The sequence below is a fragment of the Pseudomonas sp. S3_B11 genome (genome assembly GCF_054667715.1).
Map to the genome: position 1 here is coordinate 3,545,441 of NZ_CP162749.1, position 18,522 is coordinate 3,563,962.

Here is an 18,522-nt window from a genome sequence, read left to right on the forward strand (position 1 = left end):
TCGTTATCACCGCACGAGACAGCACCTCAGATTGAGCCCAGCGCGCTACAAACGATCCGCATAGTCACCTCGAAATTCTCCAGAGTGAGTACGTCGATTGGCGAGCGCCCCTTCAGTCGCTCATGAGGCTCACAGACCATCCGATAAAGCCTCCACGCATCGACATCCGGAAACCGCGCTAACGCAGCAAGTACCAACTTGTGCCGCAATGGATCAAGCTGCCAATCAGGAATGCGCTGACCGCGATTCCCCAGGCTCAGGGACAGCAGGCGCCGAGCCTTGATATCGCGGTTGATCTGATCTCTGGATTTGCCTGCCAATTTGGCGAAGACAAGCAGCGGCAGATTACTCGAAGCTTCATAGGTGGCGAGCATCTCGGCGCGCTGACGTTGTATGTCTGATACTTGGGGTTCGCGCAGCTGTTCAGTCTGCGTTGGAGCTGGTAGGACCGGTGAATACTGAGCCGCGTTAAGGGCCGGTTCGTTGCTGACGGATGTTTTGGAGGCTGGGACCGTCGTCGCTGGGAAGCAACTGCCGTACAGAACGGCGTTTGTGTTCGCATTTTCCAACGAAGGTAACGAAGCTGCACCTTCTAGACGAATGGTAAGCGGAGAACTTGCCGCTTTCAGCTGACCCTGCCCCCACAGATCCAGACGGTTCGCCCAATCCTGCATCATGGTCCGACGCTGCTCGACATACTCCGCATGATTGTAGGCCGCACTCACCTTGTCCGGATCAGCATGAGAAAGCTGAGCATCAACCCACACCTTCGGGTATCCGATCTCGTTCAGTGCCGTCGAGATCGTCGCCCTCATCCCATGACCGGTGAGTTGATCGGCATACCCCATCCGACGCAACGCGCCATTCAGCGTGTTCTCGCTGATGCGCTTGCTCAGGTCGCTTCGATGCGCAAACAAGTAGCGCTGTGCGGGGACAACCTGGTCCAGCAAGTGACGCACGATCTCCAGCGCCTGAACCGACAGCGGCACTATATAAGGCGGTACATTTTGAGTCTGCTTACCTGGCTTGCGCATCGCTAGCTGGAGTTGTTTCACCACTTCCGCCGGTATGACCCACAAGCGCTTCTCCAGATCGAACTGGTCGGGTGTCGCCAACCGCAATTCGCCCGTGCGGACACCGGTCAGCAGCAACAACTGAAGGCCAAGCCGCGTTTGGCTGGCGCCACCGTAATTTCGAAGAGCAGCCATCAATGCCGGGAGCTCGTCCATACGAAGAAATGGATTGTGCGTAACCGGAGGTTTGGGGAGTGCAACCACATCAAGATCTGAAGCTGGGTTGTGCTCCAGTCCCTCGATCTTCACCAGCGCATAACGGAACAATTGGTTGAACCAAGTCCGGCATTTTTCGGCTGTCGTTAACGCCTTGCGCTGTTCGATCCTGCTCAGTAAATCCAGCAGATCGTGACGATTGATATCATAGATAGACTGTCCGCTCAGTACGGGCAGGACGTCTTTATTGAAGATTCTCAAGATCTGCGAGAGCGTGCTCTGGCGCCCTTCCTTCAGGCTTAGCCTGCGGAACTCCACCCACTGATTGAACACGGCCTCGAAGGTATGCTCCTTCGCGGCATGAACAGCAAGTCGCTGTTGTTTACGATGCTCATAGGGGTTGATGCCCTGGGCAACCAAGGCGCGCGCCTCGTCACGTCGAGTACGTGCATCTTTGAGGGAGATTTGCGGGTAACAACCCAAGGACATGCGCTTCTGCTTGCCCGCCCAGTAGTAGCGGAAGAGCCAGACTTTTCCGCCTCTGGCCGTCACATTGAGTGTGAGACCATCACTGTCGCCGAGGGTGTAGTCATTACCGGTGATTCGGGCATGCCGAACTGTCATTTCTGAGAGTGCCATCGCGAGCTCCTGAACAGAGTCAGGGCCAGATGCTCATCTCGCTACACAATCTGCTCCAGCATTAAACCGATTCAGTGCTCGTCAGAATCCTGGACTCAATCCTGGACTTAAACGCACCGGATAGTGCTGGATTTCAGTGGTTCCCGCTGGAACGAAAAAAGGGCCTAAAGGCCCTGATTTCAATCGCTTACAGAATTCAGTGGAACTCTGTAGCGCAATATTTGGAGCGGGAAACGAGACTCGAACTCGCGACCCCGACCTTGGCAAGGTCGTGCTCTACCAACTGAGCTATTCCCGCGTCTTGGTGTGGCGCATTCTATAGATTCAAATTACGCCGTCAACCCCTTGATTCAAAAAAGTTTTATTTCGGCTCTACATCCGTCCGCAGATGCGGCCAGGCGGCGCGCAGGTATTGGACCATCGACCACAGCGTCAGCCCAGCGGAAACCAGCAACAGCGCATAGCCCAACAGCACCCAGAAACTGAAGTCCGAAGGGTTGGCCAGCAGGATCACCAGGGCGAGCATCTGCGCGGCGGTTTTCCATTTGCCGAGGTTCGACACGGCGACCTGGGCGCGGGCGCCCAGCTCGGCCATCCACTCACGCAGCGCCGAGACGACGATTTCGCGGCCGATGATCACCGCCGCCGGCAGAGTCAGCCAGAGGTTGCCGTGTTCCTGTACCAGCAGCACCAAGGCCACCGCGACCATCAGCTTGTCGGCCACCGGGTCGAGGAAGGCACCGAACGGCGTGCTCTGCTCCAGGCGTCGAGCCAGGTAACCATCCAGCCAGTCCGTCGCGGCGGCGAAGGCAAAGACCGAGGCGGAGGCCATGTAGCTCCAGTGGTACGGCAAATAGAACAGCAAAATGAAGATCGGAATGAGCAGGACGCGTAGAACGGTAATCAGGTTTGGGATATTCATCGGCACAACTGGCTGCGAGGTTGACGGGCATTCTACTCGCTGTGCAGGTTTGCATAAATCGACTCAGCGAGCTTTTTACTGATACCGGGTGCTTTGGCTATCTCCTCGATGCTGGCACGAGACAGTTCCTGCAATCCACCAAAATGTTTCAACAAGTCGCGGCGGCGCGTCGGGCCGACGCCTGCCACACCTTCCAGTGTAGACGTCCGGCGCGTCTTGCCACGGCGGGCACGGTGTCCGGTGATGGCAAAGCGGTGGGCTTCGTCGCGGATCTGCTGGATCAGGTGCAGCGCCGGCGAATCGCCCTTGAGGGTGAACTCATGGGCGGCGTCGTTCAGGTACAAGGTTTCGAAACCGGCCTTGCGCGTCGCGCCCTTGGCCACCCCCAGCAGGATCAGGTCGGGCACCATCAGTTCATTGAGCACATCGCGGGCCATGGACAACTGGCCCTTGCCGCCGTCGACCAGGAGGATGTCCGGCAACTTGCCCTCCCCGTCCTTGAGCTTGCCGAACCGGCGCATCAATGCCTGATGCATCGCCGCATAGTCATCGCCCGGGGTGACGCCTTCGATGTTGTACCGGCGATAATCGGACTTGATCGGGCCTTCCGGGCCGAACACCACGCAGGACGCCACGGTTGCCTCGCCACTGGAATGGCTGATGTCGTAGCACTCCAGCCGCTGCGGCGGCTCGTCCAGGTTGAGGACATCGGCCAGGGCATCGAATCGCGCCGCCACGTGCTGACGGTTGGCCAGGCGCGCGCCCAGGGCCTGTTCGGCGTTAGTCACGGCCAGCTGCTGCCAACGGGCACGGGTACCGCGAACGCGGTGGCTGATGGTCAGTTCACGACCGCGAAGCTTGTCGATGGCTTCGATCAGGGCCGGGAAATCCTCGTGGACCACGTTGACGATCAACTCGGCAGGCAAGTCGCGTTCCGGGCTGCTGACGTAGTACTGGCCCAGAAACGCCGCCATGACCTCGGCCACGTCCTCCTCGATACCCACTTGGGGAAAGAAGTTCTTGCTGCCCAGCACGCGACCGCCACGTACGCTGATCAAATGCACGCAAGCGCCGCCCGGGTTGATGAACGCGGCGATCACATCGACGTCACCGCTGCCACCTTCCATGCTTTGCTGGTCCTGAACGCGGCGCAGCAGGCCAATCTGGTCACGCAGCTCGGCGGCCCGTTCGAACTCAAGGTTGACCGCCGCGTCTTCCATGGCTGCCGACAGTTCATCGGTCAGCGCATTGCTGCGGCCCTCCAGGAACATCACCGAGTGACGCACGTCCTCGGCGTAGACCTGCGGCTCGACAAACCCTACGCAAGGCGCCTTGCAGCGCTTGATCTGGTATTGCAGGCAGGGCCGGGTGCGATTCTTGTAGTAGCTGTCTTCACACTGGCGAACGAAAAAGGTCTTCTGCAGCAGGCTGAGGCTTTCACGAATCGCCCCGGCGCTGGGGTAAGGACCGAAATACCGACCCTTGGCCTTTTTGGCGCCCCGATGAATGCTCAGGCGCGGAAAGGCCCCGTCGGACAGAAACACGTAGGGGTAGGATTTGTCGTCGCGCAGCAGGATGTTGTACGGCGGGCGCCATTCCTTGATCAGCGTCTGCTCGAGCAGCAGCGCCTCGGTTTCATTGGCGGTGATCGTCGTTTCGATTTGCGCGATGCGCCCCACCAGGGCGGCAGTCTTCGGGGCGAGGCCGGTCTTGCGAAAGTAACTGGCCAGGCGTTTCTTGAGGTTCTTGGCCTTGCCGACATAAAGCAGGCGTGCGTCGCCGTCGAACATGCGGTACACGCCGGGGCGGCCGCTGCAAGTGGAGAGGAACGCACTTGGATCAAACAATTCAGTCATTTTCAGGCGCTGGCATCGACCATGCCGTGGCGCACCGCCAACAGTGTCAATTCGACGTCACTGCTGATCGAAAGCTTCTCGAAGATACGGTAGCGGTAGGTGTTGACGGTCTTTGGCGACAGACACAGCTTGTCGGAGATGATCTGCACCTTCTGGCAACCGACAATCATCAGCGCAATCTGGATTTCCCGCTCCGACAGCGCATCGAAGGGAGAATCGTTGGTTGGCTGGAACGACTTGATCGCCAATTGCTGGGCGATTTGCGGGCTGATGTAGCGTTGCCCGGCAAAAACCAGACGAATGGCCTGGACCATCTCGTTCAACCCAGCACCCTTGGTGAGGTAACCCGCCGCGCCCGCCTGCAACAGCCGGGTGGGAAACGGATCCTCTTCACACACGGTCACCGCGACCACCTTGATGTCCGGGTGACTGCGCAGCAGTTTGCGCGTGGCCTCAAGGCCGCCGATGCCAGGCATCTTGACGTCCATCAACACCACGTCGGGCTTCAATTCGCGCGCCTTGATCAGGGATTCTTCCCCTGATTCAGCCTGGCCAACTACCTGCAGGCCGTCGATGTCAGCCAGCATTCGTGTAATGCCCGTACGGACGAGATCATGGTCATCGACCACTAACACCCTAATCAAGCAGACACCTCACGATTTGGTCTTATTTGGGTTGCACAACACCTTAGCAAAAAGCGTCCGGCAGACCTAGCGCAAAGGGACAGATAAAAGTTACAACGCATCTTTATTGGCATAACGTCCGAGGCTTCAAGCACCGGCGTCTCGCTGCATCCTCAGGAAACACTCATCCTCGCCCACGACGCGCAGGCCCATGCGTTCGTACAACGCCCTGGCCGGATTATCCTTGAACACCGTCAGGCGCAGCGCCGGCCGACGCTCCAGGCCCACCAGGTCCCAAACCTGTCCGATCGCCCAAGTACCGGCGCCCTGCCCACGAAACGCTTTATCTACCTGCAGTTCCCGGATGTACAACGCCCGGGCATCGCGGCTGAGGCTGACAAAGCCCAGTGCCTGGCCGGCACGACTGATTATCCAGTTCTGGCGAATAATCCAGGCCAAGTCGAACGCTTCGTCCTGCCAGAGCAAATCATGCTTGAGGTAATAGGCAAGCATGTTGCCGCAGGTCAGCTGCCGGGCGAAGTCGATGTCCCCAGCCGTTGCGGCACGCCACTCGAAACTCATGAACACCTCATTCAAGCACGGCCACCGGCACGACTTGCCCTACCCAACCGTTGACGTCGCGGCGGGCGATCACCAACAGCTCGCCCGTGCCGGGCGCTGCCGCGAGCAGCGAACCGTCCGGGCCCCAGATAGCACTGCGACCGGCAGACTCCCAGCCTCCGGTGGCGCCACCATGATTGGCCATCAGCACGGTCATGGCATGCTGCCGGGCATATCCTTGCAGCAATGTCGTATCGGGCGCGTAGCCACCCTCGGTGATCAACACCCCCGCTGCATATAGCGTAGCGCCCTGCCCGGCTGCCGCGGCAGCATGGCTGGCGTGGCAAAAATCGGCGCATACCGCCAGGGCGATGCAATCCTGCCCCATCGCCAGTATCGAGCCGCCATGCCCCGGGGCGAAGGCGACTTCTTCCCCAGGGTGCAGATGCTGCTTGCTGTACACCCCGAGGGAACCGTCAGCGCCGAGGACCAACGCACCAATCAACACCGGGGCGTCCGTCGACAGGCGAATCGGCATGCCTACCACCGCCGTAAGGCCGAGCTCGCGGGCCAGGTCGCGCAGCGGTTGCAATACGCCGTCCTCCGGCCGGATGGCCAGATCCGCCGCCAAGCTACGTTCGTAGCCGGTGAGCGACAGCTCAGGAAACACGAGCAACTGCACGCCCTGTTCAGCGGCCGCCTGCATGAAATACTGATGACGCACGAGGTTGGCACGAACGTCCCCCGCAATGGAGATCGACTGGGCGGCGGCGAAGGCTGGAACGGTCATGGGTCATCCTGGGAGGCGCTGCAAACCTGAAGTTTGTCACAAAGCCCAGCGGACTCAAGCCAGGCCGAACAATTGCATGCCCTCGATAGAATTTTCTGATTGAACCGGCGCACCGTCCTCAAGTAAGCTCAGGGCCATTCATCGGAGACAGACCATGTTCAACGCCCTCTCACCGCTTCAAACCGCCAGCGCCCCGCGCTCGGTTGCGGCTGCCTGGGCGAACAGCGTGCAAACTCCGGTCAGCTTTTATTTTGGGTATTGGTTTAGCCACTGGCGCGCCTGATACCCAACCGGCGCCCACTTTCAAACGGGTCGCCTTCCAGAGTTTTCAAACCCCCGGTCGGCCTCCCGACCGGGGGTTTTGTTTTTTCAGGCCCCACACATTTGCAACACCAGACAACTTGAGGATTGAGCCATGAACTACGCCACTTATTACCGTTACGACAGTTTTTCCGCCTGGCGATTTACCAGCCACCGCTCGGGACAGCCTGCCGCCTCCGATCGGTCACCTACCGGTGGCAAGCCTCAATTGCGGGCCAATCCGGCCAATTGTCGAACACCCCACTAGGACCGGCGCGCGGGAATGAACCCGCTGCCCGTCCAGGAAGCCAGATCATGAATTCGTCCGTCTCCGCTTTGCCGCTGTCCACGCTCAACCCTGCCAACGAAGCCCTGACCCTGCGTCTGCCGAGCTCGTTGCAACTCAAGCACCAATTGCCGCTCAGCACCGCGTTGAGCCATCAAGTAAGCGCCCATCGCCAGGCCATCCGCGCGATCCTCGACGGTGAGGACTCCCGCCTGCTGGTCATCGTCGGTCCCTGCTCGATCCACGACCCGAAATCCGCCCTCGAATACGCCGCCAACCTGGCTCGCGTGGCTCATGAAGTGCGCGACAGCATGCTGCTGGTCATGCGCGCCTACGTGGAAAAGCCCCGCACGACCGTAGGCTGGAAAGGCCTGGCCTACGATCCTGGCCTGGATGGCAGCGACGACATGGCCGCCGGCCTGACCTTGTCCCGGGAACTGATGCGCGAGATATTGCAGCTTGGCTTGCCTGTCGCCACCGAACTGCTGCAACCCATGGCCGCCAGCTACTTCGACGACCTGCTCAGTTGGGTGGCCATTGGTGCGCGCACCACTGAATCGCAGATCCACCGGGAAATGGCCAGCGGCCTGGGCATGCCCGTGGGGTTCAAGAACGGCACCGACGGCGGGGTCGGCATTGCCTGCGACGCCATGCGCTCTGCCGCCCACCCCCATCGGCATTTCGGCGTGGACAGCCAGGGGCATCCGGCGATCATCCAGACGCCGGGCAACCCCGACACCCACCTGGTGCTGCGCGGCGGTCATCGCGGGCCGAACTACGACCAGCAGAGCGTCACGCAGATACACCATGACCTGACCCGCCTCAAGATACCGGCCCGGATCATGGTGGACTGCAGCCACGCCAATAGCGGCAAAGACCCGCTGCGCCAACCGCAGGTGTTCAATGACGTGCTGGAGCAACGGCTGCAAGGAAATCGCTCCCTGATCGGCATGATGCTCGAAAGCCATCTGTTCGAAGGCTGCCAACCGTTGGGCCCGTCGATGCGCTACGGCGTCTCGGTCACCGATGGTTGCCTGGGCTGGGAGTCTACCGAGCAGTTGTTGCGCGAAGCCCACCGCAAGCTGCAATTGCCAGCCTGAGGTCCCGAACCCACCTTCCCCTCGAACCAGGGGGCGGCGTGGGCCCCTTTGTGGGAGCGAGCTTGCTCGCGATAGCGTCAGTTCAGCCAGCATTAATGTTGCCTGAAACACTGTCATCGCGAGCAAGCTCGCTCCCACCGAGATTGTGCCGGGCTTAGCTTAGTCTGGCGCACTGGAACGAACCTGGACCGTCACCCACTCGGAACGCTGGCTGACGTCATCCAGGCGCTCGACCTGATAGAACACGCCCACCGACCTGTCGCCTTGATCCTGCCAATACGCCGCAGGAATCAAAAAAGCGAGCGGTTGGCCTGCCGTGGCCTCGGTGATTTCGCGTTCACGGACATAAGACGAGTTCCCGTTGCACTGCAACCAGACCAGTTCGCCCGCCTCAAGCCCGGGATCATCGATGACAATCGTCACCCCCTCTTGCAAATCGTCGACATTCAGCCACCCGTCGTTCATCTCCCGAATCCTGGGCGCCATCAACGCAGGACGCTGCAGCGGACCGATGCGCAACGACAAGGGCTCGGCGCGGCGCACCGAATGTCCACGCCTGACGACATAGGCCAAGGCCAGGTTGCGTCCTACATGGGGCGCGATCAGCGAATGATCGATCCAGATCGACACCTCACGACCAACCGCATGGGTTTCTATTTCCAGCACATCGCGCCAAAGCGCGTTGGAATCCTTGCTGGCCGTCAGGATCAACCGATCGCCAACCGCCATCCTGGCGTAGGGCCGAACGGTCACCCACGTTCCGTCAGGCACCCGACTCGGATCAAGGCTGCCACCGACCGCATCGTTGGCAATGGCAGGCAGCAGTTGCGGTGATACATCGCCGATATCCAGTTGCAGGTGTTGCGAAACCAGGGTGGCCGGCAACTGTTTGCCCGTCACCCGGTAGGAAAGCTCCAGCGAACCACCGTCCAACTCGGCAATATGCGGTTCGCGCACGACGAACACGACGTCTCGCCCTACTTGCCGCTCCGTGACGAACCCGGCCACTTCATGTCGGTAAGGCTCACCCTCGTTGTTGAGCCCATGCCAACGCAACAGCACCTCATCCCCGCACGTCATCAGAGGATAAGGTTTGATGGTCACGACGGCCTTGCGCCAAGCGGGGTCGATCACCCCGTCCCGGGCCGCTGCCAGGATCGGTGGCGGCAGCCTTGTTCCTGAGGTTGAACGGGATCGTTGAAGAGAGGGGTAAGTGATCATGTACAGGCTCCAGTCCTTGGATGAAGGCACCGTTTGCGTAACGGCGCTCGATGGAGCCATTAAAACCCGCTCGCGGCAAACCCACAGCCAGACAAGACGACAACGGCGGTGGTCCCTGGCGTTCAAAGCTGTAGCTGCAAACGACTCGGGTTATAGGAGAGCTCCTACACATGTAGCCACCGTCGGGGGATTTCCCATTCTTCCCACTTTTTCTATTCCGGTTTCCCCGGTTCAGCGCGGTTTTTTCCTACACCGTCCATTACGGGTCTGGATTAGAGTGAGGTCGCAAATTCACCGTGAACCTCTTCGAAAAAGGTACGAACATGCAACGGAATGCAACCACTCAATTTCCCATCCTGTTGGTCCATGGGTTGTTCGGGTTTGACAGGATCGGCGGTTTCGAACTTTTCCATGGCATCAAACAAGCCCTGCGCGCAGGCGGTGCCCGGGTGTTCATCCCGTACCTGTCGGCCACCCATTGCAACGAGGCCAGAGGCGAACAACTACTGGCGCAAATCGATCGGGTCCTGGCCGGCACCGGTGCGGCCCGGGTCAACCTGATCGGCCACAGCCAGGGTGCGCTGGCCGCCCGATATGCTGCCGCGCTGGCACCCGACAAAGTTGCCTCGGTCACGTCGGTCAGCGGCCCCAACCATGGCTCCGAACTGGCCGACTTCCTGCGCAAGGCCCTTACCCCCGGACGGTTGCCAGGGCATGTGGCAAGAGACGTCGCCACGCTGTTCGCCGATTTCATCTCGCTGCTTGACGGGCAGGCGCAGCTATCGCCCACCGCCGTCGCCGCGCTGGCGACGTTGACCACTGAGGGCGTGGGCGCCTTCAACGACAAATACCCCCAGGGCCTGCCGAAGCACTGGGGTGGGAACGGCCCGGACCGAGTCAATGGCGTGCGCTACTACTCATGGAGCGGTACGTTGCCCGAGGCTACAGGGCAAGCATCGGAGCCTTTGCAGGGTTTCTGCCGCGCCTTTTCCGACTACTTCATCACCGAAGCCGAGCAGAACGACGGCCTGGTCGGACGCTTCAGTTCGCACCTGGGCAAGGTCATTCGCTCCGACTATCCAATGGACCACATGGAGGCCATCAATCCAGGAGTCGGCACATTACGCAAGGGTACAGACCCCACAGAGCTTTACCTGCGCCACGCCGAGCGCCTGCGCAAAGCCGGCCTTTGATCGCCGGCCCCAAGGTTTTGACGCAATTTTGACAACAACCCGTCAATGAATCCGGTAGGCTCAACACCTTTAAATACAGCGAAAGGAATTTCCCCCATGGCCAAAGCCACTGCCCGCCACATCCTGGTTTCCACCGAAGACAAGTGCAACGAACTCAAGGCCCAGATCGAAGCCGGCGCCGATTTTGCCGAAGTTGCCAAGGCCAACTCCTCCTGCCCATCCAGCCGTCAGGGTGGCGACCTGGGTTCGTTTGGCCCGGGCCAGATGGTCAAGGAATTCGACACCGTGGTGTTCAGCGCACCGATCAATGTGGTCCAGGGTCCGGTCAAGACTCAGTTCGGTTACCACCTGCTGGAAGTAACCAGCCGTCAGGACTGATGGCTCCTTGTGGGAGCAAGGCCTTGCTCCCACAGATAAATCCCTTCGCCATAAGGACTGGCGATCCACGCGCCGCTCGCGTACAAATCGTGTCATCGATCACCCGGCTTTAAGGCTGACAATGCGACTGGCGTTCCCTTCCCTGCTATTGACTGCCGTGGTCCTGCTGACAGGCGCCGTCGGCGTCGATGCAGCACCGCAACATGCCCTGACCGTCTATGGCGAACCGGCCAAATATGCCGAAGGCTTCGGCCACTTCGCCTACACCAATCCCCAGGCCCCCAAAGGCGGGACCCTGCGCCGCTCGGCCGTCGAGATCGGCCACTTCGACCACATCCTGCCCTACATCGACAAAGGCATCGGCGTCAGCCAGATCGACGGGATGCTGTATTCGCCCCTGGCCCAGCGCTCGCTGGATGAACCCTATACCGTCTATGGCCTGGTAGCGCAGAAGATGGAGCGGGCCGACGATGGCCTGTCCCTGCGCTTCTACCTGAACCCCAAGGCGCGCTTCGCCGATGGCAAGCCCATCACCGCCGAGGACGTGCGCTACAGCTTCGAGCTGTTGATGACCCAGGGCAGCCTGCGCTATCGCACCCAGTTCGCGGCGGTCAAGGACGTCGTGGTCGAGGACGAGCGCACCGTGCGCTTCAACTTCAAGAACAATGAAAGCCGCACCCTGCCCCTGGACATCGCCACCTTGCCGGTCCTTCCCGAACATTGGTGGAAGACCCGCGATTTCGCCAACGGCGGTGGCTACGAGGCGCCACTGGGCAGCGGTCCATATAGGGTGAGCAAGGTCGATTCCGGGCGCAGCATTACCTTCGAGCGCAATGCCGATTGGTGGGGCAAGGACCTGCCAGTCAGTCGCGGCCTCTACAACTTCGACCACTTCAGCATCGAGTATTTTGGCGACACCGATGTGGCCCGCCAGGTGCTGCGCGGCGGCGCCTATGACTACAATCGCGAGTTCTCCGCCACCGGCTATGCCATCGGCTATGACAGCCCGGCCCTGCACGACGGTCGCCTGCAAAAGGCCCACCTGGCCACCGAGGCTCCCCAGACCGCCCAGGGTTTCGTCTTCAACCTGCAGAAACCGCAGTTCCAGGATCGTCGTGTGCGCCAGGCCCTGGCGATGCTCTGGGATTTCGAATGGAGCAATCGCCAGATGATGCGCAATGTCTATGTGCGTCAGCAGAGTTACTTTTCCAACACTGAACTCGCCGCTCGAGAACTGCCCGATACCGGCGAACGGGCGATCCTCGAGCCGTTGCGCGGACAGATTCCCGACGAAGTCTTCACTCAAGTCTTCCAGGCTCCGAAAACCGACGGCAGTGGCGTGATCCGCGACAAACAACTGCAAGCCCTGGCGTTGCTGGAACAGGCCGGCTGGAAACCGGACGGCGACCGCCTGGTGAATGCCGAGGGCGAGCCGCTGAGCTTCACGTTCCTGAACAGCCAGAACGGTATGGATCGCCTGTTGCTGCCCTACAAGCGCACCCTGGCGCAGATTGGCATCGACATGAGCATCCGGCGCATCGACGCGTCCCAATACGTCAATCGCCTGATGAGCCGTGACTACGACATGATCATCACCGGCTACCCGGTCAGCACCTCGCCGGGTCTGGAACTCTACAACTACTTTGGCTCGGCGGCGGCCAACGACCCGGGGGCCAACAACTACATGGCCCTGCAGAACCCGGCGGTGGATGCCCTGATCGACGGCCTGGTCAAGGCCACGACCAAAGCCGACATGCTCCACCACGCCCGTGCACTGGACCGGGTGCTGCAATGGAATTACTACTGGATCCCCAACTATTACCCGCCGGGCAGCTCGACCGTGTGGTGGAACCGCTTCGGCATCCCGAAGGTACAGGCCAGCAATGACGAAGCCATCGAGAGCTGGTGGGAAGTGAGCAGCACACCGTTGACCAACGAGCAGATGCGTGCCGAACTCATCAGGCGCGGCACACCCGGAGGGCGGCATTGATGTGGGCTTATATCGCAAGACGCCTGCTGCTGATCATTCCGACCCTGGTGATCATCCTGCTGGTGAACTTCGTCATCGTACAGGCCGCGCCGGGCGGGCCGGTGGAACAGGCCATCGCTCACCTGCAAGGCATCGGCGGCGCCAGCATTGGCAGTTCGGGCAACACCATGACCGGCAGTTCCCGCGCCAGCCGGGGGCTCGATCCACAGTTGATCAAGGACATCGAGAAACAATACGGCTTCGACAAACCGGCCCACGAACGCCTGTGGCTGATGCTCAGCAGCTACGCTCGCCTGGACTTCGGCAAGAGCTTCTTCCGCGGTGCCACGGTCACCGACCTGATCCTGGAAAAAATGCCGGTGACCATTTCCCTCGGTCTCTGGGCGACGCTGCTCACCTACCTGGTGTCGATTCCCCTGGGCATTCGCAAGGCCGTGCGTCACGGTTCCGCGTTCGATGTGTGGAGCAGCACGGCGATCATCATTGGCTATGCCATGCCGGCGTTCCTCTTCGCGATGTTCCTGATCGTGGTGTTCGCCGGCGGCACCTCGCTGAACTGGTTTCCGGTGCGCGGGCTGGTATCGGACAACTTCGAGTCGTTGTCGACGCTGGGCAAGATCGCCGATTACTTCTGGCACCTGGTGCTGCCGGTCACGTCGCTGGTGATCGGCGGCTTCGCCACCCTGACGATCCTGACCAAGAACTCGTTCCTCAATGAAATCACCCGCCAGTACGTGGTCACCGCGCGGGCCAAGGGCATGAGCGAACGCCGGGTGCTGTACGGCCACGTGTTCCGCAACGCGATGCTGCTGGTGGTATCGGGTATTCCCCAGGCGTTCATCAGCGTGTTCTTCGCCGGCTCCTTGCTGATCGAGGTGATTTTTTCCCTCGACGGCCTGGGACGCATGAGCTACGAGGCCGCGGTGTCCCGGGATTATCCGGTGGTGTTCGGTTCGCTGTTCATCTTCACGTTGTTCGGTCTGCTGATCAAACTCATCGGCGACCTCTGCTACACCCTGGTGGACCCGCGCATCGACTTCGCCGCGAGGAACGCCTGATGTTCAAGTTTTCCCCCTTGGGCCGTCGGCGCTTCGAACGCTTCAAGAAAAACCGTCGGGGCTGGTGGTCGCTGTGGCTGTTCATCGGCCTGTTCATCCTGAGCCTGGGCGGCGAGCTGATCGCCAATGACAAGCCGCTGGTGGTCAGTTACCAGGGCTCGCTGTATTTCCCGGTGTTCAAGCGCCATACCGAACAGGAATTCGGTGGCCAACTGCCGTTCCAGGCCGACTACCGCAGCAGCTACGTGCAGAACCTGATCCACAAGGACGGCGGCTGGCTGTGGTTTCCACCGATTCCGTTCAGCGACGACACGCCCAACTACGACCTCAACCAGCCGGCCCCGAGCCCTCCCACATCGGTGAACTGGCTGGGCACCGATGACCAGTCCCGGGACGTGCTGGCCCGGGTGATCTTCGGCGCTCGAGTGTCGATCCTGTTCGCCCTGGCCCTGACCGCCATCAGCGCGCTGATCGGCATCGCCGCCGGTGCATTGCAGGGCTATTACGGCGGCTGGGTGGATTTGCTCGGGCAACGCTTGCTGGAAGTCTGGTCCGGGCTGCCGGTGCTCTACTTGCTGATCATCCTGTCCGGCTTCGTGGAGCCGAACTTCTGGTGGCTGCTGGGGATCATGGCGCTGTTTTCCTGGCTGGCCCTGGTGGACGTGGTCCGCGCCGAGTTCCTGCGCGGGCGCAACCTGGAATACGTGAAAGCCGCCCGAGCCCTGGGTTTGTCGGACCGCAAGGTGATTGTGCGGCATATCCTGCCCAACGCGATGAACGCCACCCTGAGCTACCTGCCCTTCATCCTCACCGGGGCAATCTCCACCCTCACCGCCCTGGACTTCCTCGGTTTCGGCATGCCGGCCGGCAGCGCGTCGCTGGGCGAATTGATTGCCCAGGGCAAGCAGAACCTGCAAGCGCCGTGGCTGGGGCTCACGGCGTTTTTCACCCTGGCGCTGATTCTTTCTCTACTGGTGTTTATCGGCGAAGCGTTGCGAGACGCGTTCGACCCACGATCATGAAACGGCCATGAAGCGGAACCTTGAGATGAGCGACAACCTGATCGAAATCCGCGACCTGAGCGTGGCCTTCAACGACCAGACGGTGGTGCGCAACCTGTGCCTGGACATCCGCCCCGGCGAATGCCTGGCCCTGGTGGGCGAGTCCGGCTCCGGCAAGTCAGTGACGGCCCACTCGATCCTGCAACTGTTGCCCGAGACAGAAGCCCGCACCACCGGCAGCATTCGCTACCGCGGCCAGGAACTGCTGGGCGCCGATACCACGGCCCTGCGGGAGCTGCGTGGCAACCGGATCGCGATGATCTTCCAGGAGCCGATGACCTCGCTGAACCCGCTGCACAGCGTCGAGAAGCAGATCGGTGAAACCCTGATGCTGCACCGGGGCCTGGGCGGCAAAGCGGCGCGCCAGCGCATCCTGGAGCTGCTGGCCCTGGTGGGCATTCAGAAACCCGCCGAACGCCTCAAGGCCTATCCTCATCAACTGTCCGGCGGCCAGCGGCAACGGGTGATGATCGCCATGGCCCTGGCCTGCGAGCCGGAGCTGTTGATTGCCGACGAACCGACCACCGCGCTGGACGTGACCGTGCAGCGCAAGATCCTGCTGCTGCTCAAATCGCTGCAGCAACGGCTCGGCATGTCCTTGTTGCTGATCAGCCACGACCTCAACCTGGTGCGCAGCATCGCCCAACGGGTGTGCGTGATGAAGGCGGGGGAAATCGTCGAACAGGCGCCTTGCGAAACCCTGTTCAGCGCACCGAAACATCCCTACAGCTGCGAGCTGCTGCATGCCGAACCGGAAGGCGAAGCCCTGCCCCGGGACGAGCGCGAAAACGTGTTGCAGGTGCAGGACCTGCGCGTGAGTTTTCCCTTGGGCGGCGGGTTGTTCCGGCGCAAGGAATACTTGCGCGCCGTGGACGGTATCAGCCTGAGCATCCAGCGCGGCAAGACCCTGGGCATCGTCGGCGAATCCGGTTCCGGCAAGTCCACGCTCGGCCAGGCGATCCTGCGGCTGATCGACTCCGAAGGCAGCATCCACTTCCAGGGCCAGGCCCTCGATCAGCTGTCGCACAAGGCACTGCGGCCGTGGCGCAAGCAGATGCAGGTGGTGTTCCAGGACCCGTTCGGCAGCCTCAGCCCGCGCATGTCGGTGCAGCAGATCATCAGCGAGGGCCTGGAGGTCCACCAGCCTTCCAGCCCCGAACAGTGTGAAGCCCGGGTGATCCAGGCCCTCAAGGAGGTCGGCCTCGACCCTTCGACCCGTCATCGCTACCCCCATGAGTTCTCCGGCGGCCAGCGCCAGCGCATCGCCATTGCCCGGGCCCTGGTGCTCAAGCCAGCGTTGATTCTGCTGGACGAACCCACCTCGGCACTGGACCGCACCGTGCAGAAACAAGTCGTCGCCCTGCTTCGTCAGCTCCAGGAGAAGTACGACTTGACCTACCTGTTCATCAGCCACGACCTGGCGGTGATCCGTGCCTTGGCCCATGACATGATCGTGATCAAGGACGGCAAAGTGGTCGAGCAAGGCGCCAGCCATGACGTGTTCGACTCGCCCCAGCATCCTTATACCAAGGAGTTGTTGGCGGCGGCGCATACGGGGTGGGCATAATGCGGCGCATGACGTAGCTTCGTGTCGCCCTCATCGCGAGCAAGCTCGCTCCCACAGTGGTCTGCGTCGCACTGAAGATCAACTGTGGGAGCGAGCTTGCTCGCGATGAGGACCTGACAGGCAACACACAATTCGGATCCGACCATGAACCCCACCGAAAGCCTCAAGGATTACAAGCGCGTCCGCACGCTGGCGATCCGTTCGTTGTTCGAGATCATCGAGCAGTCCAGCGAAGGCACGGTGATTGTCGACCGTGACGCGAACATCGTCTGGATGAACGAACGCTACGCCCGCCGCTTCGGCCTGAACTCGGCGCAGGAGGCGATTGGCCGGGCGTGCGAGAGCGTGATTCCCGGCAGCCTGTTGCGTGAAGTGGTGCGCACCGGACGCCCGATCCTGCTGGACATGCAGGACACGCCCAAGGAGCCCTTGGTGGTGATGCGCCTGCCGATCCACGACAGCGCGGGCGCGGTGATCGGCGCCATCGGCTTTGCCTTGTTCGATGAGTTACGCAGCCTGTCCCCGATGCTCAAGCGCTACCTGAGCATGCAGGAAGAACTGGCTTCCACCCGCTCGCTGCTGCGGGCGCGGCAGACCAAGTACAACTTTGCCCATTTCATTGGCACCAGCAACGCCGGCCTTGAGGTCAAGCGCCGTGCCCGGCGCAGCGCCAGCGCCGATTCGCCAGTGCTGCTGCTCGGCGAAACGGGCACCGGCAAGGAACTGCTGGCCCAGGCCATCCACAGTGCTTCGCCGCGCGCACACAAGGCGTTCGTCAGCATCAACAGCGCGGCGATTCCTGAATCGCTGCTGGAAGCCGAATTCTTCGGCACCGCGCCAGGGGCGTTTACCGGGGCCGACCGCAAGGGCCGCGCCGGCAAACTGCAGATCGCCCAAGGCGGTACGCTGTTCCTCGACGAGATCGGCGACATGCCGTTGCCGCTGCAAAGCAAACTGCTGCGAGTGCTCCAGGAAAAGGAATACGAACCGGTGGGCTCCAATGAGGTACTGCAAAGCGACGTGCGAATCATCGCCGCCACGTCCATGGACCTGGAAGCGGCGATCAAGCGCGGAGAGTTTCGCGCCGACCTGTACTACCGCCTCAACGTGCTGCCGATCCAGGTCCCGCCGTTGCGCGAACGCCTGGATGATTTGCCGGCCCTGAGCGAAGCGATCCTTGAAGAACTGCGCAGCCAGCACGAACTGAACCCCGCCGCCCTCGACCTGCTGCGGCAACACGCCTGGCCGGGCAACATCCGCGAACTGCGCAACGTGCTGGAACGGGCCGCGCTGCTCAGCGATGACCTGGTGCTCACGGCGGCGGACATCCGCGCCGCCATCGGCACGTTCATACCGGTAACCCACACGGCAAGCCCAAGCCTGGAACCGTTGCCGCAAGAAACTTTCAGCCAGGCCCGGGCACGCTTCGACCGGCAGTTGATCGAAACCACCCTCGCGCAATGCGGGGGCAAAGTGGTTGAAGCGGCCGAGCGGTTGGGGCTGGGGAGGTCGACGTTGTACAAGAAGATGGTGGCGTTGGGGATTGCGGAGTCTCAATAAAGAGACTTTATTCTCAAAATATAGACTTATGGTTTTGGAGCGCTTTGCGCTCATCGCGAGCAAGCTCGCTCCCACAGGGGGACTGGGTTCTCCTGAAATACGCGGCCAACTGTGGGAGCGAGCTTGCTCGCGATGAGGCCTGCACACCCCACACAAATCTCAAAACAGAGACAAACCTCTCATTCCCG

The 18,522-nt window shown here is 61.2% G+C and carries 17 protein-coding genes and 1 tRNA gene; 10 read left to right on the forward strand and 8 right to left on the reverse strand.

Annotation, left to right across the window (positions count from 1 at the left end):
* Positions 1-26 precede the first annotated feature (26 nt).
* The 7 genes from AB4O22_RS15940 to AB4O22_RS15970 all read right to left on the reverse strand — a co-directional run bounded on the left by AB4O22_RS15940 (position 27) and on the right by AB4O22_RS15970 (position 6,620).
* Entirely contained in the window at positions 27-1,868 is a 1,842-nt protein-coding gene (locus AB4O22_RS15940; RefSeq protein WP_460105441.1) for a tyrosine-type recombinase/integrase, read from the reverse strand.
* A 222-nt stretch (positions 1,869-2,090) separates the two neighbouring features.
* Positions 2,091-2,166 (reverse strand) — tRNA-Gly (locus tag AB4O22_RS15945).
* A gap of 63 nt (positions 2,167-2,229) precedes the next feature.
* A complete protein-coding gene (pgsA, locus tag AB4O22_RS15950; protein WP_003200282.1) occupies positions 2,230-2,790 on the reverse strand; it encodes a CDP-diacylglycerol--glycerol-3-phosphate 3-phosphatidyltransferase in 561 nt (186 codons plus the stop codon).
* A gap of 32 nt (positions 2,791-2,822) precedes the next feature.
* On the reverse strand, positions 2,823-4,646 hold the full coding sequence (uvrC, locus tag AB4O22_RS15955; protein WP_223473154.1) for an excinuclease ABC subunit UvrC: 1,824 nt from the start codon (positions 4,644-4,646) through the stop codon (positions 2,823-2,825).
* Between the two features lie 2 nt (positions 4,647-4,648).
* Positions 4,649-5,290, reverse strand: coding sequence for a response regulator transcription factor GacA (gene gacA / locus AB4O22_RS15960; RefSeq protein WP_003200277.1), 642 nt, complete (start codon positions 5,288-5,290; stop codon positions 4,649-4,651).
* Positions 5,291-5,416: 126 nt separating this feature from the next.
* Positions 5,417-5,851, reverse strand: coding sequence for a GNAT family N-acetyltransferase (locus tag AB4O22_RS15965; RefSeq protein ID WP_460096722.1), 435 nt, complete (start codon positions 5,849-5,851; stop codon positions 5,417-5,419).
* 7 nt (positions 5,852-5,858) lie between these two features.
* The gene (locus tag AB4O22_RS15970; protein ID WP_460096723.1) at positions 5,859-6,620 is read right to left on the reverse strand and encodes a carbon-nitrogen hydrolase family protein; all 762 of its coding nucleotides are present in this window, start codon (positions 6,618-6,620) and stop codon (positions 5,859-5,861) included.
* 154 nt (positions 6,621-6,774) lie between these two features.
* Here AB4O22_RS15970 and AB4O22_RS15975 point away from each other — a divergent pair, with 154 nt between their 5' ends.
* The 3 genes from AB4O22_RS15975 (at position 6,775) to AB4O22_RS15985 (ending at position 8,306) form a co-directional block, all read left to right on the forward strand.
* Positions 6,775-6,903: a hypothetical protein gene (locus AB4O22_RS15975; protein WP_257785723.1), complete on the forward strand. Its 129-nt coding sequence runs from the start codon at positions 6,775-6,777 to the stop codon at positions 6,901-6,903.
* A 132-nt stretch (positions 6,904-7,035) separates the two neighbouring features.
* Positions 7,036-7,188, forward strand: a complete 153-nt coding sequence (locus AB4O22_RS15980; RefSeq protein WP_003200270.1) for a hypothetical protein — start codon at positions 7,036-7,038, stop codon at positions 7,186-7,188.
* Positions 7,189-7,235: 47 nt separating this feature from the next.
* The gene (locus AB4O22_RS15985) at positions 7,236-8,306 is read left to right on the forward strand and encodes a 3-deoxy-7-phosphoheptulonate synthase (RefSeq protein ID WP_013692722.1); all 1,071 of its coding nucleotides are present in this window, start codon (positions 7,236-7,238) and stop codon (positions 8,304-8,306) included.
* A gap of 159 nt (positions 8,307-8,465) precedes the next feature.
* On the opposite strand, the gene AB4O22_RS15990 is transcribed toward AB4O22_RS15985, so the two are convergent.
* Complete coding sequence (locus tag AB4O22_RS15990) at positions 8,466-9,527, reverse strand: hypothetical protein (RefSeq protein ID WP_460096725.1); 1,062 nt, start codon at positions 9,525-9,527, stop codon at positions 8,466-8,468.
* A gap of 323 nt (positions 9,528-9,850) precedes the next feature.
* On the opposite strand from AB4O22_RS15990, the gene AB4O22_RS15995 reads away from it, so the two are divergent.
* The 7 genes from AB4O22_RS15995 to AB4O22_RS16025 all read left to right on the forward strand — a co-directional run bounded on the left by AB4O22_RS15995 (position 9,851) and on the right by AB4O22_RS16025 (position 18,334).
* Positions 9,851-10,720: an esterase/lipase family protein gene (locus tag AB4O22_RS15995; RefSeq protein WP_367859455.1), complete on the forward strand. Its 870-nt coding sequence runs from the start codon at positions 9,851-9,853 to the stop codon at positions 10,718-10,720.
* 96 nt (positions 10,721-10,816) lie between these two features.
* Entirely contained in the window at positions 10,817-11,098 is a 282-nt protein-coding gene (locus tag AB4O22_RS16000) for a peptidylprolyl isomerase (protein WP_003200262.1), read from the forward strand.
* Positions 11,099-11,219: 121 nt separating this feature from the next.
* Complete coding sequence (locus AB4O22_RS16005; RefSeq protein ID WP_003200260.1) at positions 11,220-13,088, forward strand: extracellular solute-binding protein; 1,869 nt, start codon at positions 11,220-11,222, stop codon at positions 13,086-13,088.
* On the forward strand, positions 13,088-14,146 hold the full coding sequence (locus tag AB4O22_RS16010) for a microcin C ABC transporter permease YejB (RefSeq protein ID WP_003200258.1): 1,059 nt from the start codon (positions 13,088-13,090) through the stop codon (positions 14,144-14,146). Before AB4O22_RS16005 ends, AB4O22_RS16010 begins: the two co-directional genes overlap by 1 nt.
* A complete protein-coding gene (locus AB4O22_RS16015) occupies positions 14,146-15,168 on the forward strand; it encodes an ABC transporter permease (RefSeq protein ID WP_003200255.1) in 1,023 nt (340 codons plus the stop codon). The genes AB4O22_RS16010 and AB4O22_RS16015 overlap by 1 nt, the downstream gene beginning before the upstream one ends.
* Before the next feature lie 25 nt (positions 15,169-15,193).
* Positions 15,194-16,774 (forward strand): ABC transporter ATP-binding protein, encoded by a 1,581-nt coding sequence (locus AB4O22_RS16020; protein ID WP_460097836.1) that lies wholly within the window; start codon positions 15,194-15,196, stop codon positions 16,772-16,774.
* Between the two features lie 144 nt (positions 16,775-16,918).
* Positions 16,919-18,334 carry a sigma-54 interaction domain-containing protein gene (locus AB4O22_RS16025; protein ID WP_003200252.1) on the forward strand — a complete coding sequence of 472 codons (1,416 nt, stop codon included), beginning with the start codon at positions 16,919-16,921 and terminating at the stop codon, positions 18,332-18,334.
* Positions 18,335-18,522: the final 188 nt, after the last annotated feature.

Coding starts and splice junctions, on each gene's coding strand:
- AB4O22_RS15940 (WP_460105441.1), bottom strand. CDS start 1,868: ATGGCACTCTCAGAAATGACAGTTCGGCATGCCCGAATCACCGGTAAT.
- AB4O22_RS16005 (WP_003200260.1), top strand. CDS start 11,220: ATGCGACTGGCGTTCCCTTCCCTGCTATTGACTGCCGTGGTCCTGCTG.
- AB4O22_RS15980 (WP_003200270.1), top strand. CDS start 7,036: ATGAACTACGCCACTTATTACCGTTACGACAGTTTTTCCGCCTGGCGA.
- AB4O22_RS16020 (WP_460097836.1), top strand. CDS start 15,194: ATGAGCGACAACCTGATCGAAATCCGCGACCTGAGCGTGGCCTTCAAC.
- AB4O22_RS15975 (WP_257785723.1), top strand. CDS start 6,775: ATGTTCAACGCCCTCTCACCGCTTCAAACCGCCAGCGCCCCGCGCTCG.
- AB4O22_RS15965 (WP_460096722.1), bottom strand. CDS start 5,851: ATGAGTTTCGAGTGGCGTGCCGCAACGGCTGGGGACATCGACTTCGCC.
- AB4O22_RS15970 (WP_460096723.1), bottom strand. CDS start 6,620: ATGACCGTTCCAGCCTTCGCCGCCGCCCAGTCGATCTCCATTGCGGGG.
- AB4O22_RS16010 (WP_003200258.1), top strand. CDS start 13,088: ATGTGGGCTTATATCGCAAGACGCCTGCTGCTGATCATTCCGACCCTG.
- pgsA (WP_003200282.1), bottom strand. CDS start 2,790: ATGAATATCCCAAACCTGATTACCGTTCTACGCGTCCTGCTCATTCCG.
- AB4O22_RS16000 (WP_003200262.1), top strand. CDS start 10,817: ATGGCCAAAGCCACTGCCCGCCACATCCTGGTTTCCACCGAAGACAAG.
- AB4O22_RS15990 (WP_460096725.1), bottom strand. CDS start 9,527: ATGATCACTTACCCCTCTCTTCAACGATCCCGTTCAACCTCAGGAACA.
- uvrC (WP_223473154.1), bottom strand. CDS start 4,646: ATGACTGAATTGTTTGATCCAAGTGCGTTCCTCTCCACTTGCAGCGGC.
- AB4O22_RS16025 (WP_003200252.1), top strand. CDS start 16,919: ATGAACCCCACCGAAAGCCTCAAGGATTACAAGCGCGTCCGCACGCTG.
- AB4O22_RS15985 (WP_013692722.1), top strand. CDS start 7,236: ATGAATTCGTCCGTCTCCGCTTTGCCGCTGTCCACGCTCAACCCTGCC.
- AB4O22_RS15995 (WP_367859455.1), top strand. CDS start 9,851: ATGCAACGGAATGCAACCACTCAATTTCCCATCCTGTTGGTCCATGGG.
- AB4O22_RS16015 (WP_003200255.1), top strand. CDS start 14,146: ATGTTCAAGTTTTCCCCCTTGGGCCGTCGGCGCTTCGAACGCTTCAAG.